This window comes from Synechococcus sp. JA-3-3Ab (assembly GCF_000013205.1).
GTDB lineage: Bacteria > Cyanobacteriota > Cyanobacteriia > Thermostichales > Thermostichaceae > Thermostichus.
On sequence record NC_007775.1, the window covers coordinates 268,630 to 293,867 of the forward strand.

General features: G+C 59.0%; 22 protein-coding genes. 16 read left to right on the top strand and 6 right to left on the bottom strand.

Going from position 1 to position 25,238, the window contains the following annotated elements; all coding sequences use genetic code 11:
• Positions 1-55: 55 nt before the first annotated feature.
• The 3 genes from CYA_RS01235 to CYA_RS14545 all read right to left on the bottom strand — a co-directional run bounded on the left by CYA_RS01235 (position 56) and on the right by CYA_RS14545 (position 3,908).
• Positions 56-2,005, bottom strand: a complete 1,950-nt coding sequence (locus CYA_RS01235) for an alpha-1,4-glucan--maltose-1-phosphate maltosyltransferase (RefSeq protein WP_206336957.1) — start codon at positions 2,003-2,005, stop codon at positions 56-58.
• A gap of 73 nt (positions 2,006-2,078) precedes the next feature.
• A complete protein-coding gene (locus tag CYA_RS01240) occupies positions 2,079-3,431 on the bottom strand; it encodes a TldD/PmbA family protein (RefSeq protein ID WP_011429176.1) in 1,353 nt (450 codons plus the stop codon).
• 153 nt (positions 3,432-3,584) lie between these two features.
• Positions 3,585-3,908 (bottom strand): hypothetical protein, encoded by a 324-nt coding sequence (locus CYA_RS14545; RefSeq protein ID WP_143596990.1) that lies wholly within the window; start codon positions 3,906-3,908, stop codon positions 3,585-3,587.
• A gap of 244 nt (positions 3,909-4,152) precedes the next feature.
• Here CYA_RS14545 and CYA_RS01250 point away from each other — a divergent pair, with 244 nt between their 5' ends.
• The 4 genes from CYA_RS01250 to CYA_RS01260 all read left to right on the top strand — a co-directional run bounded on the left by CYA_RS01250 (position 4,153) and on the right by CYA_RS01260 (position 7,152).
• Positions 4,153-4,422 carry a TIGR02450 family Trp-rich protein gene (locus tag CYA_RS01250; RefSeq protein WP_011429178.1) on the top strand — a complete coding sequence of 90 codons (270 nt, stop codon included), beginning with the start codon at positions 4,153-4,155 and terminating at the stop codon, positions 4,420-4,422.
• 29 nt (positions 4,423-4,451) lie between these two features.
• The gene (locus CYA_RS14960; RefSeq protein ID WP_187147163.1) at positions 4,452-4,613 is read left to right on the top strand and encodes a hypothetical protein; all 162 of its coding nucleotides are present in this window, start codon (positions 4,452-4,454) and stop codon (positions 4,611-4,613) included.
• Positions 4,614-4,714: 101 nt separating this feature from the next.
• Entirely contained in the window at positions 4,715-5,188 is a 474-nt protein-coding gene (gene ispF, locus CYA_RS01255; protein WP_011429179.1) for a 2-C-methyl-D-erythritol 2,4-cyclodiphosphate synthase, read from the top strand.
• A gap of 182 nt (positions 5,189-5,370) precedes the next feature.
• Positions 5,371-7,152 carry an ABC transporter substrate-binding protein gene (locus tag CYA_RS01260; protein WP_011429180.1) on the top strand — a complete coding sequence of 594 codons (1,782 nt, stop codon included), beginning with the start codon at positions 5,371-5,373 and terminating at the stop codon, positions 7,150-7,152.
• A 1-nt stretch (position 7,153) separates the two neighbouring features.
• Here CYA_RS01260 and CYA_RS01265 read toward each other — a convergent pair whose 3' ends face one another.
• A complete protein-coding gene (locus tag CYA_RS01265; RefSeq protein ID WP_011429181.1) occupies positions 7,154-9,319 on the bottom strand; it encodes an amylo-alpha-1,6-glucosidase in 2,166 nt (721 codons plus the stop codon).
• An 86-nt stretch (positions 9,320-9,405) separates the two neighbouring features.
• On the bottom strand, positions 9,406-10,464 hold the full coding sequence (locus CYA_RS01270; protein ID WP_011429182.1) for a glycosyltransferase family 4 protein: 1,059 nt from the start codon (positions 10,462-10,464) through the stop codon (positions 9,406-9,408).
• A gap of 355 nt (positions 10,465-10,819) precedes the next feature.
• On the opposite strand from CYA_RS01270, the gene CYA_RS01275 reads away from it, so the two are divergent.
• The 11 genes from CYA_RS01275 (at position 10,820) to CYA_RS01315 (ending at position 23,029) form a co-directional block, all read left to right on the top strand.
• Complete coding sequence (locus tag CYA_RS01275) at positions 10,820-11,365, top strand: thiol-disulfide oxidoreductase DCC family protein (RefSeq protein ID WP_011429185.1); 546 nt, start codon at positions 10,820-10,822, stop codon at positions 11,363-11,365.
• 38 nt (positions 11,366-11,403) lie between these two features.
• Complete coding sequence (locus CYA_RS15175; protein WP_011429186.1) at positions 11,404-13,098, top strand: hypothetical protein; 1,695 nt, start codon at positions 11,404-11,406, stop codon at positions 13,096-13,098.
• A gap of 383 nt (positions 13,099-13,481) precedes the next feature.
• Positions 13,482-13,712 carry a hypothetical protein gene (locus CYA_RS15180; RefSeq protein ID WP_228375399.1) on the top strand — a complete coding sequence of 77 codons (231 nt, stop codon included), beginning with the start codon at positions 13,482-13,484 and terminating at the stop codon, positions 13,710-13,712.
• Positions 13,713-13,792: 80 nt separating this feature from the next.
• Positions 13,793-14,419 (top strand): AAA family ATPase, encoded by a 627-nt coding sequence (locus CYA_RS15185; protein ID WP_049749702.1) that lies wholly within the window; start codon positions 13,793-13,795, stop codon positions 14,417-14,419.
• A 4-nt stretch (positions 14,420-14,423) separates the two neighbouring features.
• Complete coding sequence (locus CYA_RS15190; RefSeq protein ID WP_049749703.1) at positions 14,424-14,765, top strand: hypothetical protein; 342 nt, start codon at positions 14,424-14,426, stop codon at positions 14,763-14,765.
• A 95-nt stretch (positions 14,766-14,860) separates the two neighbouring features.
• Positions 14,861-16,450 (top strand): amidophosphoribosyltransferase, encoded by a 1,590-nt coding sequence (gene purF, locus CYA_RS01290; protein WP_011429187.1) that lies wholly within the window; start codon positions 14,861-14,863, stop codon positions 16,448-16,450.
• 28 nt (positions 16,451-16,478) lie between these two features.
• Positions 16,479-17,006: a peptide deformylase gene (def, locus tag CYA_RS01295; RefSeq protein WP_011429188.1), complete on the top strand. Its 528-nt coding sequence runs from the start codon at positions 16,479-16,481 to the stop codon at positions 17,004-17,006.
• A 10-nt stretch (positions 17,007-17,016) separates the two neighbouring features.
• Positions 17,017-17,439, top strand: a complete 423-nt coding sequence (locus CYA_RS01300) for a thiol-disulfide oxidoreductase DCC family protein (protein WP_011429189.1) — start codon at positions 17,017-17,019, stop codon at positions 17,437-17,439.
• Positions 17,440-17,867: 428 nt separating this feature from the next.
• Positions 17,868-20,129, top strand: a complete 2,262-nt coding sequence (locus CYA_RS01305; protein WP_011429190.1) for a LamG domain-containing protein — start codon at positions 17,868-17,870, stop codon at positions 20,127-20,129.
• A gap of 258 nt (positions 20,130-20,387) precedes the next feature.
• Complete coding sequence (locus tag CYA_RS01310) at positions 20,388-21,368, top strand: hypothetical protein (protein ID WP_011429191.1); 981 nt, start codon at positions 20,388-20,390, stop codon at positions 21,366-21,368.
• A 263-nt stretch (positions 21,369-21,631) separates the two neighbouring features.
• Positions 21,632-23,029 (top strand): AAA family ATPase, encoded by a 1,398-nt coding sequence (locus CYA_RS01315; RefSeq protein ID WP_011429192.1) that lies wholly within the window; start codon positions 21,632-21,634, stop codon positions 23,027-23,029.
• On the opposite strand, the gene CYA_RS01320 is transcribed toward CYA_RS01315, so the two are convergent.
• Positions 23,026-23,949: an NAD(+) kinase gene (locus tag CYA_RS01320; RefSeq protein ID WP_011429193.1), complete on the bottom strand. Its 924-nt coding sequence runs from the start codon at positions 23,947-23,949 to the stop codon at positions 23,026-23,028. The two genes, CYA_RS01315 and CYA_RS01320, sit on opposite strands and share 4 nt — an antisense overlap.
• 359 nt (positions 23,950-24,308) lie before the next feature.
• Here CYA_RS01320 and ispE point away from each other — a divergent pair, with 359 nt between their 5' ends.
• Entirely contained in the window at positions 24,309-25,238 is a 930-nt protein-coding gene (ispE, locus tag CYA_RS01325; protein WP_011429195.1) for a 4-(cytidine 5'-diphospho)-2-C-methyl-D-erythritol kinase, read from the top strand.

Sequence of the window (25,238 nt, forward strand, 5' to 3'; positions counted from 1 at the left end):
CGAGACAACTCCGCGGCTTTCGTGGATGAGATCACTGCACTGCTGGTATCGGGCTTCAGCTTTCGACGAGAAAAATATGGGCCGGCATCGTCCAGGGATCCAGCTTGATGTAGTTGGTGGATCCCTGCCAGGAGTACTGCTGGCCGTCCAAGAGGTCGATCACCTTGAAAGTTTGCCAGTGTTCCAAACCCAAAGCCCCCAGGTTGAGGGTGACCCAGCCAGATTGAATGTGAAACGGATCCAGATTCACCGCCACCAAAATCCGGTTGCTGCCATCAAAGGTGCGCTTGGAGTAGCAGATCAGGGCCTCGTTGTCGGTGGGGTGAAACACCAGGCTCCAGTCGCTTTGCAAAGCCGGGTTTTGCCGCCGGATCTGGTTCACCTGCGCGATCAGAGGCCGCAAGTTATCCGGCGCGTCCAGATCCCAGTGGCGGATTTGGTATTTTTCTGAGTCCAGATACTCTTCGCTGCCGGGGCGGAGCGGGCGGTTTTCACAGAGTTCAAAAGCGGGGCCGTAGATGCCGTAGCTGGCCCCCAGCGTAGCCGCCAGGATGAGGCGCAGCATAAAAGCCGGGCGTCCCCCCTTTTGCAAAAACTCGTTCAGAATATCCGGCGTGTTGGGCCAGAGGTTGGGGCGGTAGTACTCCCGCATCGGGGTTTGGGTGAGCTCGGTGAAGTACTCGGTCAGGCCCCATTTGTCGTTGCGCCAGGTGAAGTAGGTATAGGATTGGGTGAAGCCCAGCTTGGCCAAGGATTTCATCAGCTTGGGGCGCGTAAAGGCTTCGGATAAAAAGATTGTCTCCGGGTGCTTGGCCTTGATCTCGCCGATGCACCACTCCCAGAAGCCAAAGGCTTTGGTGTGGGGATTATCCACCCGAAAGATGGTTACCCCTTGGTCGATCCAGTATTCGATAACGCTTTTTAACTCCTCCCAGAGGGCCTGCCAGTTTTCCGTCTCAAAGTCGAGAGGGTAGATATCTTGGTACTTCTTGGGCGGGTTTTCCGCATATTGAATGGTGCCGTCGGGCCGCTTTTTAAACCATTCCGGGTGCTCTTTCACATAGGGGTGATCTGGCGAACACTGGAAGGCGATATCGAGGGCGATGTCGATGTTGAATTTTTTGGCCTCCGCCACCAAGCGATGAAAATCCTCCAGGGATCCCAGTTGGGGATGGATGGCCTTGTGCCCGCCTTCTGGCCCGCCGATGGCCCAGGGGGAGCCCACGTCATCCGGCTCCGCCGTCATGGCGTTGTTTTTGCCCTTGCGGAAGGTGCGCCCGATGGGGTGGATGGGGGGCAGGTAAAGCACATCAAAGCCCATCTCGGCAATCTGCGGCAGGCGGGCGATCACATCCTGGAAGGTGCCGTGGGTGTGCTCGTCAGGGCCACAGGAGCGGGGAAACAGCTCGTACCAGGTGCTGAAGCGGGCCTTCTCCGGATCCACCCAGACCCGTCGCTCCGGGTAGGCGGTGACGAAGCGGCGCTCGCCGTAGAGCTGCATCAGGGATCCCAGCGTCGGGGAAAGGGCGATCTCGATAGCTGGATCCCCGCCTTGGCGGAGCATTTGGGCGTAGTTGCGCAACTTCGCCGCCAGATCCCCGCTTTGAGCCTGGGCGGCCCGCTCCACGAGCTCCGCCCCGATCAACAGCTCCACCGCCACATCCTGCTCGGCAGCCACCCGCTTGTGCAGATCCTGCTGCCAGGTTTTGAAGGGATCCACCCAGGCCAGAATCCGGTAGAAAGCTTGGCCGATTTGCGTGACCTGGAACTGGGCCCGCCAGCGGTCGTTGCCGAGGGGCTCCATGAAGATCTCCTCCCAGTCGGTTGCCCCGGCCTGGCGGAAACTGAGCACCGCCGAGAGTTGGTCGTGGCCATCGGCGAAGATGTCCGCCTCCACCACCACATACTCCCCCACCGTCCGCTTGATGGCGTAGCGCCCGCCGTCGATTTCCGGCGTCACCGCCTCGATGATGGCGCGTTGCCGACCTTCCGTTGGCCACATCATGATCCCTCAGCTTGCCTTTGCCTGCTCACAGGCTTGCCAGCCTGCCCTTTCAGAATGCCCAACCGACTTTACGTTAGCCCGCCGTTACCGATACATCTTCGATGCGCAGGGCGGGAAAAGCGGTGGTGCCGTTGAAAACGGTTACCTCTTGTGAGATGGCGGAGATATTGCGCAAACAATCGTAGAGGTTGCCGGCAATGGTGGTCTCCAGGATGGGGCGTTTTTCGCCGCCTTTAACCAAAAAGCCCCCCTTCACCACCCCGGAAAAATCGCCAGTGATGGGGTTGCTGCTGCCGGAAAGCCGGGTGACGATAATGCCCCGCTCCATCGCATACAGCTCAGACAAAGGGGTTGTCCCCGGGGCCACGCTCAAACAGGCCGGCCCCACGCCCGGCAAGCTGCCCGCCCCCCCTGTGGCATGGCCGTTGGACGGGATCCCGGCAGCCCGGCCTTCGTAGCTGTTGTACATGAAGTTGCAGAGGATCCCTTCATGGATCAGGGGGGTAATTTGGCGGGGGATCCCCTCGCGGTCGAAGGGCTCGATGGGGTAGCCAGGCAAGCCCAGCCCCTCGGAAACCAACGTCAACAGGGGGCTGGCGATCAGGGATCCCATCTTCTGCGCCAGCGGGCTTTTGCCTTTGCGCACCGCGTCCGCCCCCAGCACAAAGACGAGATCCCCCAGAAACTCTTCCACCACATCCGGCGGCAGGACGATGGGGCCGCGGAAGCTCTCTCCCTCGGTAGCTCCCAAGGCCCCCACACATTTCTGGACAAAGCGTTCAAAAGCCCGCTCCAGCGCCGGCACCAGATCCGCCCGCTTCTGGACGCTGTCGCCGTCGTAGGCAAAGCTGCCCACCTCGTCCCCATCGATGGCCATGCCGAACAGGGATCCGCCCGCCTCGACGCTGTGGTAGTTGGCGCGGATGCCGGTGGAAGAAGCAATGGCCACGGTATCCTCTTCTACGCTGAACGAGCCGCTGTCGATGGTGATGCGCGGGTCTTGGGAGCGCACCCACTCCACCAGTTGGGATCCCAGTTGCGTCAGCTCGGCGGCATCCAGTTCCAGCAGGCCTGGGTCAAGGGCAAAAGGCACCTGGGGCAGGGGCTGGGGATCTGGCAGGCCGTTGAGGGGATCCGCCGGCGAAGCCTTGGCCATGGCCACCGCCTCAGCAGCCGTCTCCGCCAGATCCTCAGGGCGGTTGGAGGTGGCAAAGCCCAGCCTGCCGCCGCAGAAAACCCGGATGCCGAACAGGGTCTCGCTGCTGCTGCGGGCCAGGTTGAGGTCATTTTTCTCAAAGGTGACTTCCGTCTCGCGGCCTGAGTTGGCGAACACCTCTGCTTGGTCAGCTCCGGCAGCCAAAGCCTTTTGCACACCCTGTTCGCAGAGATCCAGCAGGTTTTCAGGAGAAATGACGGAGCCGGCCATAGAAAACTTGAGATCCGCAAGAGAACAGTTCTATTATCGACCCTAGCAGCAAGGCCTGCCCCAGGAACGGGGCCCAGAAGAGCGCGCCTGTTTCAAGCGGTTCCCTCAGGCGCCGGGATCCGTTTGCCGGCGGTTTTCCGGATCCCTATCGGATCAGGGCTGCTCCAGGGGCTGATCTGAAAAAAGCAGGGGGGCAATGTTGGCTGCCTGGTTGAGCGGGATCTCGTCGTGGATGGCGTACTGATAGAACTGATCCAGCCGCTGACACAAACCTTCTGGGGTCAAAGCCTGCACGTTGGAGCTGATGATGTAGCTCTGGGCAGGAGAGGCCCGAAAGGCCTGAAAGGCTTTGCGACAAAAGGCCTGCTTGGCCTCAGGATCCGCCTGGCGCCACTCCGGCCCCGTCAGTTTGCCGGATAGTGCCGGCTGGGTGGCCGCCCAAGCGCTGGACGCGACCAGGGGCAGTCCTGTTGCCAAGATCAGGCCAGCCAGGATCAGAAACAGAAGGCCTCCCTTTAAAAATATCTGACGAGAAAAGAACTGAAGCCGTTGCCAGTGTTGCCCCATGGTTGGATAGGCTAAAGGTATCCCTTCGATCATACCGATCGCAGGAGAATCCAAAGCGGACAGCTTCTGCTCGTTTTGCCTGCTCCCCAGGGTTCTTGTAACCGTCAAAAAAGCTTGGCCGATCTCAAAACAATTGCCAGCACCCGTCCGTCCCGTGGCTCGCAGCAAACCCCGCCAAAAACAGCGTTTTCCCCACCTCCTCGGCTCCAAGTGGACTTCCGTTCAGCCGGTGATGGGTTGGCGACATTTTCAGGTCGCCGCCCGCCAAGAGGGAGAAGGGGGGCTGGTGTTTGCCGAGCTGAGGGCCGTCTGCGATCCCCAGGTGCGCCTCTGGGTCAACGCCGCCACCCTCAAGAACCGGGATCTCTGGCAGCCGGGCTGGGCACCGCTGGAAGACGGGATCCCTCTAGCGCTGTATCCTTAAGCAAGGGGGAGAAGTCTCGGAGAAAAAAGATGCCCAGGTGCGATGTCTGCGGGAAAGAGCTCAGCTACAGCGATTATCAGTGGGCCAAGCGCTGTACCAATCCCTACGGGAAATCCCACCTCATCTGCTTCGACTGCTACAGTGGCTCTTCTTGTCCCATCTGCTACTCCCCTCTCGAGTCGGCAGAATAGAGAGAGGTCGTTCTCAAAAGCCGCTTGTCCTCTCCCCGTGAGCCAAGCTCTTGGGAGGAAGTGGCAGAGGTCTCGATGGTTTTCCCAAGGGAGCCCGAACAGTGCGCATTGGCCAGGGCTATGACATCCACCGCCTCGTCGAGGGGCGCCCCCTGATCCTAGGTGGGATCCGGATCCCTTACGAAAAAGGGCTGTTGGGCCACAGCGACGCCGACGTGCTCACCCACGCCATCATGGACGCTCTCCTGGGGGCCGCCGCCCTGCGGGACATCGGCTACTACTTTCCCCCCGAAGACGAGCGCTGGAAGGGGGCAGACAGCATTCTCCTCTTGCAGCAGGTGGTGCAACTGGTAGGCCAAGAGGGCTGGCGCATTGCCAATGTCGATAGCGTCGTGGTAGCGGAGCAGCCTAAGCTCAAGCCCCACATCCCCGCCATACAGGCCCGCCTGGCCGAGGCCATGCAACTATCGCCCAAACAAGTAGGCGTGAAGGCCACCACCAACGAAAAACTGGGCCCCGTCGGCCAGGGAGAAGCCATGGCCGCCTTTGCCGTCGTCCTGTTGCTGGAACGCTGAGCCGCCGCTTTCTGGGAAGCACCTGGTCATCGCGCTGCCCAAGCTGCCAAACTGGCAAGCAACCGCTTCAAAAGTTTGCCCCAATTGCCGTGCAACCCCCTGCTGCCTCGATTGGGAGAGGGGCTGGGGGTGAGGGGCGCTGGCGGGCCCTTTCAAACTTGCTCGGATACTCAGCCAAGGAAATGGCAGGCCAAAACACCACCTCAACAGAGCAGCTCAAGAGAAGCCTTTTTGTTCCCCTATTCCTAGGGATCCTCCTCCTCTGGCTTGGCGCCTGTGCTGCTCCCGCCCGCCCGCCCCATCTCATTGCCACCGTTACCTCGGATCCCAAAACCTTCAACACCTATCTGGCCACCGAGAGCTCCAGCCGCGACGCCATCGCCTACCTAGAGGCGGGCCTGGTCACCCTCGATGAAGATACCCTCCTGCCCAAGCCGGAGCTGGCGGAAGGCTGGGAAGTGTCTGAGGACGGCTTGCGCTATGTCTTTACTTTGCGGGAGGGGCTGCGCTGGTCGGACGGGGAGCTCCTGACGGCGGCAGATGTGGACTTTACCTTCAACCGCATCATCTTCGACGAGCGGATCCCGACCTCGGCGCGGGATGTGTTGCGCATCGGCGAGGCGGGGGCGCTGCCCCAGGTGCGGGCCTTGGACGAGCGGCGGGTTGAGTTTGTCCTGCCGGAGCCCTTCGCCCCCTTCCTGTTGCAGGCCGGATCCCCTCTCTTGCCCAAGCACATTCTGGAGCCCACCGTGGAGCAGGTGGACGGCCAGGGCAACCCCCTCTTTTTGCAGACCTGGGGAGTTGACACGCCGGTGCAGGAATTGGTGGGGGCCGGCCCCTACGTCTTGCAGGAATATACCCCCGGCCAGCGGCTGGTGTACCGCCCCAACCCCTACTACTGGAAAGGGGAAGGGATCCCGCGCATCGAGCGGGTCATCCTGCGCATCGTGGACTCGGAAGATACGGCCCTGTTGCAGTTTCGCTCCGGCGAGACCGACGTGTTTTCGGTGCGGGGCAGAGACTTTCAGCTCCTGAAGCGGGAAGAAAAGCGGGATCAGTTCACGATTTACAATCTCGGCCCCACCCTCAACAACAATTTCTTTGCCTTCAACCTCAGCCGGGCCCGCAACCCCCAAACCGGACGGCCCTTTGTGGATCCCGTCAAAAGCCGCTGGTTCAACGATTTGAACTTCCGCCGGGCGGTGGCCCACGCCCTAAACCGCCAGTTTTACGTCGAGAGCGTCCTGCAGGGGTTGGGCGAGATCCAGCACTCGGTCTTCTCCCCCGCCAGCCCCTTCTACCTCAGCCCAGCAGAGGGCCTGCCCACCTACGACTACGATCCCGAGAAGGCGCGGCAACTGCTCTTGGCTGCCGGCTATACCTACGACGCCGAAGGCCACCTGCGGGATCCCGACGGCAACCGCGTCCGCTTCAGCCTGATCACCAACGCCGGCAACAACCAGCGGGAGGCCACCGGCGCCTTGATCAAGGCCGACCTGGCGCGGATCGGCATCACCGTGGACTTCACCCCCATCGCCTTCAACACGGTGGTGCAGCGCACCGACAGCCGCGACTGGGAAACCTTGTTGCTGGGCTTTGGCGGCGGCGGCACCGAGCCCAACAACGGCTCCAACATCTGGCGCAGCGATGGCCGCCTGCACCTGTTTAACCTGGGGGATCTGCCCGGCAACCCCGCCGAAGGGGTGGAGGTGAGCGATTGGGAGCGGGAGATCGACCGCATTTTTATCGCAGGGGTGCGGGAGCTGGACTTTGAAAAGCGCAAGGCCCTCTACGACCGCTTTCAAGTGATCATCCAGGAACAACTGCCCCAGATCGGCACCTTCAATCCCCTGGTGCTCTCGGCCCTGCGCAACCGCCTGCAAGGGGTGGATCCCCGCCCCATCCTCGGCCCTCTCTGGAACCTGGATCAGCTCTCCATCCAGGACGTGCTGCAGGAGCGGTAGCCTACCTCACCGTCAGCTCCACCTCCCCCGTGCTTCTAAGGACGTTGATCCCCACCCCTCCTGCCTGGAGATACAGGCCGATGTCCAGGGATCCGCGCCCCACCCGAATGTTTTCGAGGGTAACATGGGGCAGCCACAGGGGCAGGGTGGGCTGAGTCAGGTGCACCCGCTGGGCCAAGCCGTCGATCTCCAGGCCTAGGCAGGCCTGCAGCAGCAGGAACACGCTGGCCGCCGCCCAAGACTGGGGCAGACAGGCCACGGGGTAAAGGGTGGGGCCCTCCCGCTGGCGCCGGCGAAAGCCACAGAACAGCTCCGGCAGCCGCCGCAGCTCCAGAAACTGGCTGGCATCGAACAAGGCCGTCAACACCTGGGCCGCTTCCGCCTTGTAGCCATAGCGGGAGAGCCCGGCTGCAATGAGGGCGTTGTCGTGGGGCCAGATGGAGCCGTTGTGGTAAGACATGGGGTTGTAGCGCCCTTCCCCTTCCGCCAGCGTGCGGATCCCCCAGCCGCTAAAAAAAGCCGGCTCCACAAGTTGGCGGGCAATGCGCTCGGCATGCTGCGGGTGGGCGATCCCGGAAAACAGGCAGTGGCCCATGTTGGAGCTGCGCACGCGGCAGGGCTGCTTGCGCCCGTCCAGAGCCAGGACATACCCCCCCAGCTCCTCGCACCAAAACTGCTCCCAAAACCGCTGCTGCAGCTTTTCTGCTTGCTGTCGCAGCTGGGCTGCCTGCGCCTGCCGCCCCAACAGCTCCGCCATCTCCGCCGCCAACCGCTTGGCCTCGTAGGCGTAGCCCTGCACCTCGCACAGGGCAATGGGCGGCTCCGCCAGGGATCCGTCGGCATGGAAGATGGCGTCTTCCGAATCTTTCCAGCCTTGGTTGCGCAGGCCCCGCCGCGCCTTGCCGGCATACTCCAAAAAGCCGTCGCCGTCGGGATCCCCGTAGGTGTCCATCCAGCTCAGGGCTGCCTCGATATTCGGCCACAACTGCCGCAACAGCTCGAGATCGCCGCTGCGGCGCACATAGCGCCCCGCCAGCACCACAAACAAAGGGGTGGCGTCGATGCTGCCGAAATAATTGCCAAAGGGGATCTCGCGGGTCTTGGCCATCTCGCTGTAGCGCTGCTCGTGCAGGATCTTGCCCGGCTCGGCATCGCGGCTGGGATCCACCTCCTGGGCCTGGTGGGCCGCCAGGTACAGCAGCACCCCCCGTGCCAAATCGGGAAACCACCAGAGGGTGGCCAAGGCGGTGATCAGCGCGTCGCGGCCAAAGACCGTGGCAAACCAAGGTACCCCGGCGTGGGGATAGAGCCCGTAGGGGGTGCGGGCCAGCATCATCACCAGGTCGTCCCGCGAGGCGTTGAGCCACTCGTTAAACTGGGCGTTGCCAGTGTCGATGCGGTGGGCCAGAGCTCTTAGCGCCGCCCGATGCTCCCGCTCCGCCTGCAGGGCCTCCTGGTAGCTCAAGAGCGGGATCTCCTCGCCGCCATAGCTGCAGACTACCCGCACCTCCAAATCCCGCTCCTCCTGGGGCGCCAGCGGCACCCACCACTGCGCCAGCTTTTCCGAGACCACCTCCGGCGCAGGAGAAAACAAGATCTGGGTTTGCCGCTCCACCCCGTCCAGGCCGCGGTAGCGCAAAGTTACCCCTTCTGAGCTCACCTGGGGTGGCAGCACTTGTCCCCGCTGCGAGCGCCGGATGCCGCGAATCTCAAACATATCGGCAAAATCGGCCTCAAAGCGCAGGGTCAGCGGCACCCGAAACGGCTCCGAGCCGTAGTTGTGGATGCGAATCCGCTCGTAGGCCACGTTGTTCCACAAAAAAGTAGTCCGCAGAACATGCAGGGTATCTTGACCGATAAACTGCCCCTTCGAGGTGGTGAACTCGGGGTTGGTCAGATCCACCGCCAGAATATCCTTGTCTTCTCGCACCTCCGAGCTAAGCAACAAAAACTGCTTCCCCTGCAAATCCAAGACCAGCCGCGACAAAAAGCGGGTATCATCCCGAAACAGGCCGTGATCCCGGATGCCGAGGGGGCGCATGTTGCCCAGCCGGTCAAAGATGGCAAAGCAGTTGTCCTGCTTGAGGACGTGGGGACGCGCCTCCACCAGCGAAGCGCTGGCGCGGATGTAGTACTGATCCTGAATCTGGATAATGTCTTCGGCCATCTCGGTCTTCCCAATATCTGGCCCAAATAAGGCGAAAAAGCGGTTTTCAAACAGCACCAGCTTCCACTGGGCAGGGTCGGCATCTGTTAAGCCACCTTTTTCGAGATCTCCTGCCGCTCGTTCACCAGTTGCCGGTAGAGGGCCTCATATTCCGACACCATCCTCTCGACGCTAAACCGCTCCTCAAACACCTGCCGCACCCCGGCTCGGTCAAGGGATCCCACCTTTTCCAAGGCCTCCACTGCCTCTTCCACGGAGTCAACAATAAAGCCGGAGCGGCTGTCCGCCATCACCTCAGGCACCGAGCCAAAGCGGGTGGCGATCACCGGCGTGCCGCAGGCCATCGCTTCGATCATCACCAGCCCAAAAGGCTCCGGCCAGCGGATGGGAAACAGCACCGCATAGGCCTTGCCCAAGAACTCGCTTTTCTCCTGTTCGGTGATTTCCCCCACGATCTCCACATTGGGGTGGCGGCTGGCCAAAGGCTTAATTTCCAACTCGTAGTACTGGCGATCCACCGCGTCGATCTTGATAGCAGCTTTCAGCGGCATCCCTGCCCGCGCGGCAATTGCAATGGCCGTGTCCAGCCCTTTTTCCGGCGAAACCCGACCCAGAAAGGCCAGGTAATCCCCCTTTTCTGGATAGAAACGGTGGAGATCCAGGGGCAAACCATGGTAGACCGTCCCCACCCAGCGCGCCTGGGGCAGCGGCCGCCGCTGAGCATTGGAGATGGAGACCACCGGAATGTCCTGAAACTCGCTGTAGAGAGGCTGCAGCTCCGGAATGTCCAGTCGCCCGTGTAGAGTGGCCAAAAAAGAAACTTGAGGGTGGCGGCGGGCCAGGGCGTAGGGATAGTAGTCGATGTGGCCATGGATAATGTCAAACTCGTTGGCCATCTGAAAGGCCTTCTCCACCATCAAGATGTGGGGAGCCACCGTATCAATGGCCGTGGGATCCAAGCGCAAAGCCCGCTCCCGGAAAGGGATCAAGCGAGCCTGGGTCTGAGAGTCGCCGCTAGCAAATAGAGTCACCTCGTGCCCGCGCCGCACTAGCTCTTCAGTTAACCACGAGACCACCCGCTCGGTGCCGCCGTAGAGCTTGGGGGGTACACTTTCGTGCAACGGGGCAATTTGGGCAATGCGCATCGTTATCCTCCAAACCAAATTGGTAGCCGTTCGGGATTGTTGGTTGCGCCGAGCTAAAGGCGCTTCCCAGGTGCTGACCCCGGCAGCCCAGCCCTGTTACAGCTGGTTGCAGGATTTTCTTACAACCCCTTGGCTAAAGCCGGATGATAAAAAAAGAGGGAGCTAGATAGATCCAGCCTATGGGCTAGCTGGCTGGCTTTGTTGCGTTGGCTGGTGAGAAAATAGCCCATCCTCCAAGCCTAGCCGATTTCCAGCACGAATACAATCGCCTCATGGGCCGGCTATTTCTGCCGCGGCAAACAGAGGCAGAGTACCAAGCCCGAATTTTGGGTCGGCCTGCCTAAGGGATCCCACCATGCCCTACATGGTTATCTACGACGGCCTCTGCAACCTCTGTGCCACCGGCGTTCAGCTCTTGGAGCAACTGGATCGCGGACGGCAGTTTTGCTATGCCCCCATGCAAGATGCTTCTACCCTGGCCCAATGGGGGATCCCACCGGAGCAGGTGGAGCTGGGGATAATTCTCATCGATCTGGAGCACCCAGAGCGCCGCTGGCAGGGATCCGCTGCCATTGAACAAATTGCCGCCCTTTTGCCGGGTGGGGAGCTGTGGCTGGCTTTTTACCGCAACTTCCCTGGCTTGAAGCTTCTAGGGGACCGAGGCTACGAACAGATCCGGGATCACCGCTACGAGTGGTTTGGCCGCCGTAACACCCCATACCTATGCGCCCTTCTGGCGGCAGGGCATAGGGATCCGCAACAGAAGGTTAATGCCTGTGCACTCCAAGTCCTCCATGACCACCGTCGCTGTGCATTTTTGAGCGCCCTTTGGGTATACTTGAGACTAGACTCAAGGTTTGCCTTTGAGTTTCCCTGGGGTGAGCTAGGCAGCTCTTGCTAAAGACGTTGACCCTAGCAAGTTTTTGAAGGAGATCTGCCATGGCTTCCCGCAACTCAAAATCCCGCTTTCGTCACCCGATAGCTCCCTTGATTTTGGCTTCCTCCCTCGTAGGAGGAGTGGCTGCTTGTTCCCTTACTTCGGATCCTCCGGCTGTTACTCAGGTTCCCCCGACAATTTCAGCTCAGGCACCAGAAGCAGCAGTGCAGGGCTCTGAGAGCATTGCCTTCTACTACGACGGGGTAAAGACCTCAGTCACCGTCAAGGATGCAGCAATCCTTTTTGCCGCCTGCACTCTCAACACTAGCGACACAACCAAGATCGTAGGTTTTGTCAACAACACGCTTAAAGCAGGGCCGATTAAGGACAGTGATGTCACTGGGCTAGGTGACCCGCTGAAGCCCGCTATCTCTGACTTCACGGGCGACGGCACGGTTGACTGCAAAGATGCGGCGGTGCTGTTTGCCGTAGCCACGTTGGGCACGGAGGCGCCTGCGGCCAAGGTTAACGGCTTTTTGTCCGGCACCCTGAAGCTTCCCGAGGTGAATGTTACTCAAACTCAGTTGGATACCCTCTTCAAGACTCCAGCAACACCGACCCTGCCGCCGACCCCGACTCCGACACCGACGCCAACTCCCACACTTACTGTAACACCCACCCCGACTCCGACACCGACGCCAACTCCCACACTTACTGTAACACCCACCCCGACTCCGATGCCAGACATGGCAGGGCCGTTAGAAGCCAAGTTGCAAGAAGCCAACAAGGCCTTCCGCGATGCAGTTGCTTCTGAAATGCAAGTGGCTGCGCGTCAAGCGGGCGTGAAGATCTACACAGACAACTTCGTCGCCATTCCGCTTGATGATGGCAGCTCCGTCGTGGTGAATGCGGGCATCGCCGGGGTGGAGAACCTGACGCTTGAGCAATTGGCGCAGGGCGCCGATGTGCTCTTCACCTTCCTGCGGCTGCCGCAAGGCTCCCCTCTGCCTTCGGGCTTCTACACTGTGCGGTTTTTCCAAACGCCGGGGACAACGCAATGGAAGGCGCAGTTCAGGAACCTGGATGGACGGGTCGCGCTTGAGACCGATGCGCAAGTAGGGCCGGGAGACCCCGCACAGATAGAGATACCCAAACCCAAGCTAACAGGGGGCGTTTTTATAGACCCAAGAAACCCAATAACCGGCAGTAGAATTGAGATTGATATCCACTGGAAAAAGGGCAAGGCTCAGGCATCAGTGCGGCTGGGCACAGGTGGACCTGACCCAACCCCCTTGTCGGCAGAGGGTCAGGTAATCGCGCAGGCAACCGCGAACTTTTACGAGGCAGCCCGCAAAATAATCAACACGTACAAGGACAATACGTACAGGCAGGTCATCATTGGCTCAAGGGATGACAACTTGGTAGTCCACACGGTCTTCCAGGGCGTGGAAGAGCTGACGCTGGACGAGTTGGCCAAGGGGCAGGATGTGTTCTTTGCCTACTTCCGGGTACCGCAATCCTCTGGGCTTCCTTCTGGCTTCTACACGGTGCGCATCGCAAAATCTGCCACGGGCGAGTGGCTTGCACGCTTTGTAGATGCAAAGGGAAATACGGTGAAAGAGGTGCCAGCGACAGTGGGCCATGGGGAGACACCAGCACAAAACGGGAGGGGGAGGTTGACAATAGAAATAGGCCCGGGTTATAGCTGCATTGACTACCACCGCGGTAGACGTTTCATTAAGGTTTGTTGGGGTTAAGAGTTGAACGGCACCATCGCTTTCTCCACTGACGGAACTTTCTTCAAGGTCAGTGGCAACGGAACCTTCTCGGCGTCTTACCTCTCGTGCGGATGAGGACATTCAAGGGGGCATCGGGTGATCAGTCAACCGCTCGGTGCCCCTTCCTTATGTCTCAGGCAATCGCAGAGAAGTGTCATAACTTCGGACTTTGCGGATGTCGCCGACGCCCTGCAAATTCAGATTCCGTGCTTCTCCAAAAGCACCCACGAAATGCTGGCAAATAGCGGATGGCAATAGGAGGTATTACCATCCTAGCCGACTCTCTGAAGCCCAAACGCAAGCTCTTGATCTGGGATATTGTCTCTGGCTGGTCAGATAACGGTCAGAACAAGGGGCAATTGATGCCTGCCTTGAACCGCATCGGCACCATCAGAGAAGATGAAGCAGTGATTTGTGTCTTGAAAGACTTTAACCCTACCCTGAGAAATCCAGAACGCTCGGATAATTATCCCGTCATTCGCTACCTGAAAACTTTAGCTAGGCAGAGCCGCAGCAGCCGCAAATCCATTATTCTCATGGGGCCAGAAGCAGTTGTACCCTCAGACCTGAGATCCGAGCCTGCCAAGGGCTGACGCGGCAGCGCATTGAACGCATCCTGGCCCGCGCCTTAGCTGCCAAGGGCAAGGTCAGCGAGGGCGACATCGATCTGGTTTTGGAAGAAAAAAAGCAATACATCCGCCAAACGGAAATCCTAGAATTTTACAGCCCTTCGGAAACCTTGCAAAATGTCGTCGGCCTGGAAAACCTCAAGGCCTGGATTAGAGAACGCCGCAACAGTTTTAGCGCTCAGGCCCGCGACTATGGCTTGCCCAGTCCCAAAGGGATTTTGCTGGCCGGGATCCAAGGCACTGGCAAATCCCTCTGCGCCAAAACCATAGCCCGCGAGTGGCGCATGCCTCTGCTTAGGTTGGATGTGGGGCGGCTGTTCGGTGGGATCGTTGGCGAAAGCGAAAGCCGCGTGCGGCAGATGATCCAAATTGCCGAGGCGATGGCCCCCTGTGTCTTGTGGATTGACGAATTGGATAAAGCCTTTGGCGGCATCAACAGCGAGTTTTCTGGGGATTCAGGCACCAGCAAACGGGTCTTTGGCAGCCTCATTACCTGGATGCAGGAAAAGACCAAACCCGTTTTCATTGTGGCCACTGCCAACAACGTCCGCATCTTGCCGGCTGAGTTGCTGCGCAAAGGTCGGTTTGACGAGATTTTCTTTGTCAATTTGCCAAACCAACGAGAGCGGGAGGAGATCTTTACAAGTCCACATCCAGCGACTGCGGCCTAACCGCGTGCGGGATTTCTCCTACACCGAGCTGGCCGTGGCAACGGAAGACTTTAGCGGGGCAGAAATTGAACAGGCTATCTATGACGCCATGCACATGGCCTTTAACCAAGATCCACCCCGCGAGTTTACCCAAGAGGATATTCTCAAGGCCATTCGCCAAACCGTCCCTCTAGCCGCCATTGCTCGTGACCAAATTCAAGACTTGAAGGCATGGGCTGCTGAGTCGGGAGCTCGAACCGCCTCCCAGGATCAACGGTTGGTTCAAGAGCTGCAAACCCTGGCTCAAAAGAGAGGACTAGGCCCCATTGAAGTCGATAGCCCCTCTTCCGCTCTGAAAGACCTATAGCAACTTGGCAGTGACCTGCTCATCCCGGCGCAGTCGAGGGGGAAGTGGCTGGGCTCAGGCTAGACTGGTAGGTACAACCGGCAAGATGAGGATCCATGGCAGCGAAGGCGGGAGCAGAACCATCTTCAGCGCAAGCAGGGCTGCAAGAGCGACCTGCTGAATTCTGGAACAGCCAGGAAGGGCCCAAAGAGGCCTGCGGGGTGTTTGGCATTCTGGCTCCCGGCGAGGAGGTGGCCAAGCTGACCTATTTTGGGCTGTTTGCCCTGCAGCATCGAGGCCAGGAATCGGCGGGCATCGCCACCTTTGAGGGGGCCTTTTGCCGAGTGCACAAGGCGATGGGGTTGGTTTCCCAAGTTTTTGACCCGGTAAATCTGGGCCAACTGAGCGGCGACTTGGCGGTGGGCCACACCCGCTACTCCACCACCGGCTCCAGCCGCGCCGCCAACGCTCAGCCGATCATTGTGGAAACCCGCCTGGGGCCGCTGGCTTTGGCCCACAATGGCAATTTGGTCAACGCCGAAGAGCTGCGGCAAGAGCTGGAAGCTGCCGACCGCCACCTCACCGGCAGCACCGACTCGGAGTGTATTGCCCACGCCATTGCCCAGGCGGTCAATCAGGGCCAAGGCTGGGTGGAAGCCACCTGTCAGGCTCTGCGCCGCTGCCGCGGGGCCTTTAGCCTGGTCATCGGCACGCCAGAAGGGCTGATCGGGGCGCGGGATCCCTACGGCGTGCGCCCGCTGGTGTTGGGGTTTTTGAGCCGCAACCCCGCTAAGCAGGAGCTGCTGCAGCCGCAGATGCTGGGGATCCTCTGCAGCGACGGCAAGCCCAACCACCCCGAAGCCCAGCCGCTGCACTGCGTGTTGGCTTCGGAAACCTGTGCGTTGGATATCATCGGGGCGGAGTATCTGCGCCAGGTGGAGCCGGGAGAGCTGGTGTGGATCAGCCGGCAAGGGTTGCAATCGGTGCGCTGGGCCGAGGCCACCCCCAAGCTCTGCATCTTCGAGATGATCTACTTTGCCCGCCCCGACAGTTGCATGCACGGGGAGAGCCTCTACTCCTACCGGGTGCGGCTGGGGGAACAACTGGCCAAGGAAGCGCCGGCAGAGGCCGACTGGGTGATCTCGGTGCCCGATTCTGGCACGCCGGCAGCCATCGGCTATGCCCGCCAGGCAGGGATCCCCTACACGGAGGGGCTGATCAAAAACCGCTATGTGGGCCGCACCTTCATTCAGCCTACCCAGTCGATGCGGGAGCGGGGCATTCGCATGAAGCTCAACCCCCTGGAAGACGTGCTGCGGGGGCAGCGGATTGTGATCGTGGACGACTCGATTGTGCGGGGCACCACCAGCCAAAAGATCGTCAAGGCCCTGCGCCAGGCGGGGGCCACCGAAGTTCACATGCGCATCTCCAGTCCGCCGGTTACCCATCCCTGCTTCTACGGCATCGACACGGACAGCCAAGACCAGTTGATTGCCGCCAGGTATTCGGTGGCAGAAATTGCCGAGAAAATCGGGGTGGACTCTTTGGCCTACCTGAGCTGGGAAGGCATGCTGGCCGCTACGGGCCGGGATCCCAATTCCTTCTGCTCCGCTTGCTTTACCGGCCACTACCCCATTCCTGTCCCAGAGGGGCTAAAGCGCTCCAAGCTCGCTCTGGAGACAGCAGCCAGCCGCAAAAATCGCTAGCCAATGCTGGAGAGCCTGCGGAGGGAACATGACCTTGCGCCTGCGCCAACTGGGGGATCCCATCCTGACTCAAGTGGCTGAGCCGGTCGCCGAGTTTGGGACGCCGGCTTTGCAAAACCTAATTGAAGAGATGCTCGCCACTTTGAAAGAGGCCCAAGGGGTGGGCTTGGCGGCCCCTCAGGTGGGATTCCCCCTCCAGGTCATCATCGTAGCCTCCCGTCCCAACCCTCGCTATCCTGATGCACCCCAGATGGAGCCGCTGGTCATGGTTAACCCCCGCCCCCTAGCTTGCAGCGAGGAGCAGGTGCTGGGGTGGGAAGGGTGCTTGAGCGTGCCCAACTGCCGCGGCCTGGTGGCCCGTTCCCGCGAGGTGGAGGTGGAGTACCACACCCCTGAGGGATCCCGGCAGCGGGTGGTCTGGCGGGATTTTCCGGCGCGCATCTTCCAGCACGAATACGATCACCTCAGGGGCCGATTGTTCCTAGATCGGCAGCCGCAGCAACTGCTCTCTGAGGCCGACTACCAAGCCCAGATTTTGGCCCAGCCCCCTGCCTGAGGATCCCAACATGCCCTACATGGTTATCTACGACGGCCTCTGCAACCTCTGTGCCACCGGCGTTCAGCTCTTGGAGCGCCTGGATCGCGGCCAGCAGTTTCGCTACGCCCCCATGCAGGATGGAGCTACCCTGGCCCAGTGGGGGATCCCGCCAGAGCAGATGGAATTGGGGATGATCCTGATCGACCTGGAGCAGCCGCAGCGCCGCTGGCAGGGATCCGCTGCCATTGAACAAATTGCCGCCCTTTTGCCGAGCGGGGAGGTGTGGCTGGCTCTGTACCGCAACTTTCCTGGCTTGAAGGTTCTGGGGGATCGAGGCTACGAACAGATCCGGGATCACCGCTACGAGTGGTTTGGCCGCCGTAACACCCCATACCTATCTGTCTACCCTGCTTGTGTTTCCTGCCGGGATCCCTTGGCTGACAACCCATAATGCTTGGTAATGCTTGCCCTTATCCAGCTACCTCCAGCTACCTGAACTGAAGGAGGCCGATAGGAGAGGGGCTGTACTTAAGGGATCCCTTGACGAGGGATACATTACTCCTGAGTGTTTAATAATTTTTAACTCACCTCATTGGTAAACAGGATGTGTTTGTGTGTCAGGAACACCTTTTCGGCCCTGAGAAAGCTGGCCTAGGATGGAAATGTTATGACGTTGTCAAAGACCCTCTTTTAGGCTGGGTGGTCACTTGGTAAAAGGCTGCCGACAGCCAGAAAAGAACGCAAAGAGCAAATCTTTTTGCAAAAGGTCTGCTAAAGCGCGTCATCAACCATTGGAAAGTTCCTTGATGCTTTATAAGGAACAAAGAGAAACGGTCGTGACGAAGAAAAGGAGAAAGACGAAGAAAAGGAGAAACAACAATGAGAAAATCGTCTACTTTTGTTCTAGTTTTTGGATCGATGATGCTGGCGATGAGCGCCGCCATCGCGCACGCACAATCAAACTCTAATCCGGCCACTTCATGTCAGACTGGTGGTGTTACGCCAGGGCCCATCGCTTGTTGGCCGATGAATGATTCGAACGGAAGCACCGTCCTGCAGGAGGTAATCGGCGGTAACAATGCGGGACCAGTGAGGTCGCCTGTCGGCGCTGCACAAGCGCCGCAACCGATCGCAGGCCAATTCGGCGGCGCGATCGACTTCGTCAAATTCCCAGGATCAGGGTTAACCGGAGCTGTAGTTACCAACACGAGTGGGGCTTTGCCATTCATCGGACAGGGTGACTTCTCCATTGTTACTTGGATAAAATTCCCGCCTACTTCGGCTTCGGCGCCTCCTTCGGGTCCGGGTGGGCGACACTACATCCTCAACAAGTACGACGCCCCGCAGAAAAAAGGCTACGCGCTCTACGTCATCCGTCCCTCGGGTAGCAATTCATCCTATTTAGAGTTTCTATGGGGGGACGGCGTCAGCACCTCGCCCCAAACGTTGCAATCAAGCACGCCGATCACGCCCAATCAGTGGCACTTGGTCGCCGTGACCTTTGCGCGCAACGTCGGCAGCAATTCGCTCGTCGTCACCTTGTACGTGGATGGCGCGCCGAATGGCACCTATATGAGCACGGCGCCGTGGGGTTCGCTCGTCAACAACCTCGCCATCATGATGGGCTACCAACCGAGTTCGGTCGACGAACCCATCGCCCTCGACGAATTGCAGATTTATAACCGTGCACTGACAGCGAATGAGATTTCTCAGATATACAATGCTGGTTCAGGCACGCAGCCGCCTTGCGTGCAACCGCCGTCGGGTATGGTCGCGTGGTGGCCGCTGGATGAGACCTCGGGAACAACGGCTGCCGATATTGCAGGATTCCCCAACAACGGAACGCATGTGAATGGTCCGACGCCAGTATCCGGAAAGGTTGCTGGTGCGCTCCGATTCGATGGCGTAAATGACCATGTGCGCGTACCTGACCATGCCGAGCTGAATGTTGGCACTGGCAATTTCACGCTGGATGCGTGGGTGCGCACAGGTTCTTCAGGCCTGATCGTGCTCGTGGACAAGCGTAGTGGTCCCACACCGCAGGGGTACTCGCTCTTCCTCGTCAATGGCCGATTGGGATTCCAGAGAGCTAATGGTGTTGGGAGTTCGGTTTGCGCCGCCACCCCTACACCAGGTCGTGCGTGCGTAAACTACGTTGCTCCACCGACGAGCCCAAATGTCGCTGATGGTCAGTGGCACCATGTGGCGGCGGTGGTGGATCGGGCGAACGCAACCAGTGGTGTGCGCCTCTACGTGGACGGTGTCCAGGTGTTTGCCGGTTCGCCACTGACGGGGAATCTGGACAACACAAGCGACCTGTATCTGGGCATGCGAACGCCAGCCCAAAATGGCGGCGGCTTCCTCCCTGGCGATCTTGACGAAGTAGAGCTCATCAAGCGTGCGCTCACGCAGCAAGAGATTCAAGCGATCTTCAATGCCGGCTCTGCGGGCAAGTGCAAATGCGTGCAACCGCCGTTGGGTATGGTCGCGTGGTACCGGATGGATGGGAATGCGAACGATTCCGGAGGCTCCAACAATCCTTCGGCGACCAACGCAATCAGCTTCGTCGCGGGCAAGGACGGTCAAGGCGTGACGTTCAGCCCGGGCGGTTACATCGAGATCCCGCACTCGCCCGCGCTGGCCCCCCAGCGGTTCACCATCGACGCATGGGTCAAGCCGCAAGGCCCCGGACCGAACAATGACTTCTGGGGGAGCGTCATCGTACAGAAGGGTTTGCCGCTGCCAGCGGGGCACACGGCCCAGTCCGTCTCCCTTTGGTGGAGCTCGAACCAGCAAAAATTCCTCTTCGGAATTGGGACCTCCTCGCCGCCAACGAACGTTGCTGTTTCATCCAACACGTTCCCAGCTACGAATACAAATTGGTACCACGTCGCCGCAACCTACGACGGCAGCACCATGAAGCTCTATGTCAACGGCAACCTCGAAGCGTCGAAGCCGTTCACATCGTCCATTACTTACGACCCTTCGATTCCCTGGACCATCGGCTCGACAGCGGCTCCATACCGCGCCCTCGGTGCCCCGCGCACCTTCAACGGTGTCATCGACGAGGTGGAGATCTTCAACCGGGCACTGTCGCAAGCGGAAATTCAAGCCATCTACAAATCCGGGAAGTGCAAATAAATTCAAGAAGGTGTTCGATCCGACACAGTTTCCGACGAACCGAAGTGGAGGATATGCTCTCTTAGTTCGTCTCAGTCGGAACAGGAACAACACTCCCGTAAGATCATTACGGAGTTTTGGGAAACAACAGATAGTTCACGGCCAAGGGTTTCTCGGTCACTATGCAACCTACTTCCAACAATTAGTGATGCCAGAGAAACCCTTGGTTGTGACAACTGCCACATAGCGTGCAAAACTCAAACGTTAGGAGGTGTCATCATGAAGAGAATAACAACTATAGCTTTGCATTCCGTGTTTCTCGTAGCTCTTGTTTTCAGCACGGGGTATACCCTTGCACAGAAAGAAACACAAGAAAGGCATCAGACCGAAAAGAGGCAAGCGCCCGTTCAATCAGTACCACGTCCGTTGCCAGACATGACAAGGCGGGTGCAAGAAGCCAACAAGGCTTTCCGCGATGCAGTTGCTTCTGAAATGCAAGCGGCTGCGCGTCAAGCGGGCGTGAAGATCCGCACAGACAACTTCGTTGCCATTCCATTTGATGACTCGGGCACGGTTATCGTAAACTCGATGATCGAAGGTGCCGATAGAGTGAGCATCGAGCAACTTGCTAAAGGTGCGGATGTTCTCTTTATCTATTCAGGTGCGAAGCTGGGATTTGCCGGAAGAGAAATTGACCCGGGATTCTATGTAGTGCGTATCTCGCAAAATCCTGCCAGTGGGCAGTGGATCGCCCAATTCAAGAACTTGCAAGGCAGGGTTGTCTTGGAAACCGAAGCAATCGTAGAAAAACCAGACTCAAATGCTGCCAAGATGCAACCAATGTGCACGCTTGGACCAAAAGGCGAACTGATTCTCTTTGACGAGCACGACCCATTCAAAAATATTACACTATCGGTCAGTTCGAAAGGGCTTCCTTCGCGTAACGGGCAGAGTATTATTCGTGGAGGGTTCAGTATTATTTCTCACTCCAGGACACTACGCGAGGCAGCATGGCAGCTTGTTAAAGAGGTCGCGAAAGAGCCCGTCTCTATAGAACAGGTGGTTCCTGTAAGTTTTGGACATATCCCCCAGCCCGATGAGTACATCCTCATGAACTGCGGCACGAAACAAAAACCAGATTGGTGCGCTTGTAATCTAGTAGAAAAAGGACCCCATCCAACTGGAGAACATGTTTACTATTATGTCTGGAGTTGTATTGGCATTTATAGTAAGAAGTGGTATGTATTTCTCATATGGTAAATAGATGGAGGTATAGCTATGCCAAACGGAACAAGCACTGCAGTAACTGAGGCAACCCGCCTCACCGATATTGGGTTTCCAGAATTTACCGCCAAGCTGGTGAAGGATGTCTTCGATGCGCTCCTTGCGGCAACACTTGCTCACGTCTAACAAAAATAGGAGGTATTACCATCCTAGCCGACTCTCTGAAGCCCAAACGCAAGCTCTTAATCTGGGATATTGTCTCTGGCTGGTCAGATAACGGTCAGAACAAGGGGCAATTGATGCCTGCCTTGAACCGCATCGGCACCATCAGAGAAGATGAAGCAGTGATTTGTGTCTTGAAAGACTTTAACCCTACCCTGAGAAATCCAGAACGCTCGGATAATTATCCCGTCATTCGCTACCTGAAAACTTTAGCTAGGCAGAGCCGCAGCAGCCGCAAATCCATTATTCTCATGGGGCCAGAAGCAGTTGTACCCTCAGACCTGAGAGAAGAAATGGTGGTCTGTGACTTTCCCTTGCCCAGCACTTCTGAAATTGAACGAATTATCACCAGCGTTATCCCTCCTAATCTACTGCAGGTGAGCGGTCTTGCTCTTGAGCAACTGATCCGAGCCTGCCAAGGACTTACCCGACAGCGTGTCGAGCGGATTCTGGTCCGCGCCTTGGCTGCCAAGGGCAAGGTCAGCGAAGGGGATATTGATCTCGTTTTGGAAGAGAAAAAACAATACATCCGCCAAACTGAGATTCTGGAGTTTTACAATCCCTCTGAGACTCTGCAAAATGTCGGAGTGGAAAACCTCAAAGCTTGGATTAGAGAGCGCCGCAACAGCTTTAGTGTCCAGGCCCATGCCTATGGCCTACCAAGCCCCAAAGGGATTTTGCTGGTTGGCATTCAGGGTACTGGCAAGTCCCTATGTGCCAAAACCATCGCCCGCGAGTGGCGCATGCCCTTGCTCAGGCTGGATGTGGGGCGACTCTTCGGCGGGATCGTCGGCGAAAGCGAAAGCCGCGTGCGCCAGATGATCCAAATTGCCGAAGCCATGGCCCCTTGTGTGTTGTGGATTGATGAGTTGGATAAAGCCTTTGGCGGCGTCAACAGCGAGTTTTCAGGGGATTCGGGCACCAGCAAGCGGGTCTTCGGCAGCCTGATCACCTGGATGCAGGAAAAAACCAAACCCGTTTTTATTGTTGCCACCGCCAACAATGTCCGCATCTTGCCGGCCGAGCTGCTGCGCAAAGGCCGGTTTGACGAAATTTTCTTCGTCAATTTGCCCAACCAACGGGAGCGGGAGGAGATCTTCCAAGTCCACATCCAGCGGCTGCGGCCCAACCGCGTGCGGGATTTTGCCTACCCTGAGCTGGCCATGGCCAGCGAAAACTTCAGCGGCGCAGAAATTGAGCAGACCATCTACGATGCCATGCACATGGCCTTCAACCAGGATCCGCCCCGCGAGTTTACCCAGGAGGATATTCTCGGCGCCATTCGCCAAACCGTTCCCCTGGCCGCCATCGCCCGCGACCAGATTCAAGACTTGAAAGCGTGGGCTGCCGAGTCCGGGGCCCGAACGGCCTCCCGAGATCAACACCTTGTGCACGAGCTGCAAACCCTGGTGCAAAAAAGAGGGCTGGGCCCCATCGAAGTCGACAGCCCCTCCTCATTTAAGTTTTCTAACTAAGGCAGCTCTACCGAGGTGGGCTTGGAGGCGTAGGTTAGGCCCCAGCCCAATTTCTCCCGCATGACGCGGAAAAACTCCGGTCGGCGTAGGCGAATCAAATCTGTGCAGTAGGGGGCGCGGACAACGCGAATTTGGTCTTCTGGCAGGATGTAGCAGCCGGCATTGCCGTCCGCTACCAAAACCAGCGGCTGAGGGCTGGCGGGGCTGATCCATACCTCTTCCGAATCGGGAAAGACCAGAGCCCGTGAGGCCATCGAGTGGGGACAGATAGGGATCAACTGCAACACCGGCAGGCCGGGAGTGATGACCGGCCCTCCCGCAGAAAGGGCATAGGCGGTGGAACCGGTGGGGGTGGCTAAAATAATGCCGTCGGCAGCCACATCCAGCGGTGAGTGATCCCCAATGGTTACTTCAAAGTGGCACATGCTGGTCAAGGGCTCGCGGTGGAGCACCATCTCGTTGAGGCTGAGCACCTCCCAGCGCAATTCGTTGCCGCGGTAGGCCTGCACCAGCAACATGCTGCGGCGATCGAGAATGTACTCGCCAGCAATGGCTGCCTTGGCCGCCTCCTCCAGGTGGGTTAGGTAGGTCTCTGTCAGAAAGCCCAGGTGGCCCGTGTTCACGGCCAGCAAGGGGATCCCTTTGGGGGCCAGTTGCCGGGCTGCTGCCAAAACGGTGCCGTCTCCCCCCAGCACCACGGCAAACTTCATGCTCTCGTCAAAGCCGGCGGGGGCCAGGCTGTCCACCTTGGTCAAGCAGACGGGACTGTCGGGCTTGGCGTAGCCAAGGATGCCGCCCCAGTTGGGTGCGACACAGACTTCCCAACCCTGTTCCTGAAACCAGCGGGACAGGGTTTCGCTGCTGCGCTTGGCGGCGGGCTTGGCGTCGTTGTAGAGGATCCCGGCTTTGGGCTTGCTCATGGGGCAGTGGTGAGGCAGAGGGTGCCAAAACTCTATCAGTTCTGGATCGGCTCTGGGATCCCTTCTGTAACCAGGACGGCAGCGGTCTCGGGTTTTGGTGAAGTAAACCTAGCTTCCGTTCCGGGGTGCCCTGGGCTCGCCTCCAGCTTCGCCCTTGGGCTGGGCAGCGGATCCCGCTTTGCGGGCGCTTTTGCAGCAAACGGTGGCCGGCCCGATGGCCATAGCCAATCCCATGCTGTTTCCTCCGCCCAGGGATCCCTTGCCTTAGAATCAGGCTGGAAGGCCTCCCCAGCAAGGTCTGGTTTCCCCTTGGTTTGGACAGGCTGAGGGGAGTTGCTGTCAACCTCGCTCCTTTCCCCATGCAAGCCTGTACCCTGATTGCCCGCGCCAAGATCAATCTCTACCTAGAAATCCTCGGCTCCCGCCCCGATGGCTATTCCGAGGTGGCCATGATCCTACAGAGCATCACTTTGGCGGATCGCGTGCATCTCCAGCGCCGTCCCCACGGGATCCTCTTGATTTGCGATCACCCGGAAGTGCCGGCAGATGCCCGCAACCTGGCCTACCGCGCGGCTGAGCTGCTGCAAAGGGAATGTCGGGCTGAGCTGGGAGTGGAGATCCAGCTGGAAAAACAGATCCCAGTAGCAGCGGGCTTGGCGGGCGGCTCAGCGGATGCGGCGGCAGTTTTGGTGGGTCTGAACCAGCTTTGGGGCCTGGGCCTGACGGTAGGAGAACTGCAGAGCTTGGCGGCCCGTTTGGGATCCGATATTCCCTTTTGTGTGCAGGGGGGGACGCAGTTGGCTACGGGACGGGGAGAAGTTTTACAGCCGCTGGCCGACTGGGAAGGGATCCCGCTGCTGTTGGCCAAGCCCCGGCATCTAGGGGTTTCCACCGCCTGGGCCTATCAGGCCTTTCGCGCTCACCGTGCCGCTTCCTTGCCTTCTGCTGGAGCCTCTCTGCCGACCTTGCCCCAAGTCCTCGCTGCTCTGGAGCGTCGGGATCTGCTGGCCTTGGCCCGCAGTTTGCGCAACGACCTGGAGCAGCCAGTTTTGGCCGAGCACGCTATCGTGGGAAAATTGCGCCAGGCCTTGCTCGAGGCAGGAGCGCTGGGATCCCTGATGTCGGGCTCAGGGCCGACGGTGTTTGGGATCATGGCCAGCCTGGAGAGGGCCGCCCAAGCCCGTGACAGTCTGTGCCACCACTTTCCAGAGGTGGATTTCTGGGTAACCCAGTTTGCTCCCACCGGTATTCTGCTGGAGCCGGATCCCCAGGCCCTCCGTCTCCCCTAG

What these genes read in the sequence shown, in the direction of transcription:
- CYA_RS01235 (WP_206336957.1), bottom strand. Translation starts at nt 2,005, where the DNA reads ATGATGTGGCCAACGGAAGGTCGGCAACGCGCCATCATCGAGGCGGTG.
- CYA_RS01240 (WP_011429176.1), bottom strand. Translation starts at nt 3,431, where the DNA reads ATGGCCGGCTCCGTCATTTCTCCTGAAAACCTGCTGGATCTCTGCGAA.
- CYA_RS14960 (WP_187147163.1), top strand. Translation starts at nt 4,452, where the DNA reads ATGCCCAGGTGCGATGTCTGCGGGAAAGAGCTCAGCTACAGCGATTAT.
- CYA_RS01260 (WP_011429180.1), top strand. Translation starts at nt 5,371, where the DNA reads ATGGCAGGCCAAAACACCACCTCAACAGAGCAGCTCAAGAGAAGCCTT.
- CYA_RS01265 (WP_011429181.1), bottom strand. Translation starts at nt 9,319, where the DNA reads ATGGCCGAAGACATTATCCAGATTCAGGATCAGTACTACATCCGCGCC.
- CYA_RS01270 (WP_011429182.1), bottom strand. Translation starts at nt 10,464, where the DNA reads ATGCGCATTGCCCAAATTGCCCCGTTGCACGAAAGTGTACCCCCCAAG.
- CYA_RS01275 (WP_011429185.1), top strand. Translation starts at nt 10,820, where the DNA reads ATGCCCTACATGGTTATCTACGACGGCCTCTGCAACCTCTGTGCCACC.
- CYA_RS15175 (WP_011429186.1), top strand. Translation starts at nt 11,404, where the DNA reads ATGGCTTCCCGCAACTCAAAATCCCGCTTTCGTCACCCGATAGCTCCC.
- CYA_RS15180 (WP_228375399.1), top strand. Translation starts at nt 13,482, where the DNA reads ATGCCTGCCTTGAACCGCATCGGCACCATCAGAGAAGATGAAGCAGTG.
- purF (WP_011429187.1), top strand. Translation starts at nt 14,861, where the DNA reads ATGGCAGCGAAGGCGGGAGCAGAACCATCTTCAGCGCAAGCAGGGCTG.
- def (WP_011429188.1), top strand. Translation starts at nt 16,479, where the DNA reads ATGACCTTGCGCCTGCGCCAACTGGGGGATCCCATCCTGACTCAAGTG.
- CYA_RS01300 (WP_011429189.1), top strand. Translation starts at nt 17,017, where the DNA reads ATGCCCTACATGGTTATCTACGACGGCCTCTGCAACCTCTGTGCCACC.
- CYA_RS01305 (WP_011429190.1), top strand. Translation starts at nt 17,868, where the DNA reads ATGAGAAAATCGTCTACTTTTGTTCTAGTTTTTGGATCGATGATGCTG.
- CYA_RS01310 (WP_011429191.1), top strand. Translation starts at nt 20,388, where the DNA reads ATGAAGAGAATAACAACTATAGCTTTGCATTCCGTGTTTCTCGTAGCT.
- CYA_RS01315 (WP_011429192.1), top strand. Translation starts at nt 21,632, where the DNA reads ATGCCTGCCTTGAACCGCATCGGCACCATCAGAGAAGATGAAGCAGTG.
- CYA_RS01320 (WP_011429193.1), bottom strand. Translation starts at nt 23,949, where the DNA reads ATGAGCAAGCCCAAAGCCGGGATCCTCTACAACGACGCCAAGCCCGCC.
- ispE (WP_011429195.1), top strand. Translation starts at nt 24,309, where the DNA reads ATGCAAGCCTGTACCCTGATTGCCCGCGCCAAGATCAATCTCTACCTA.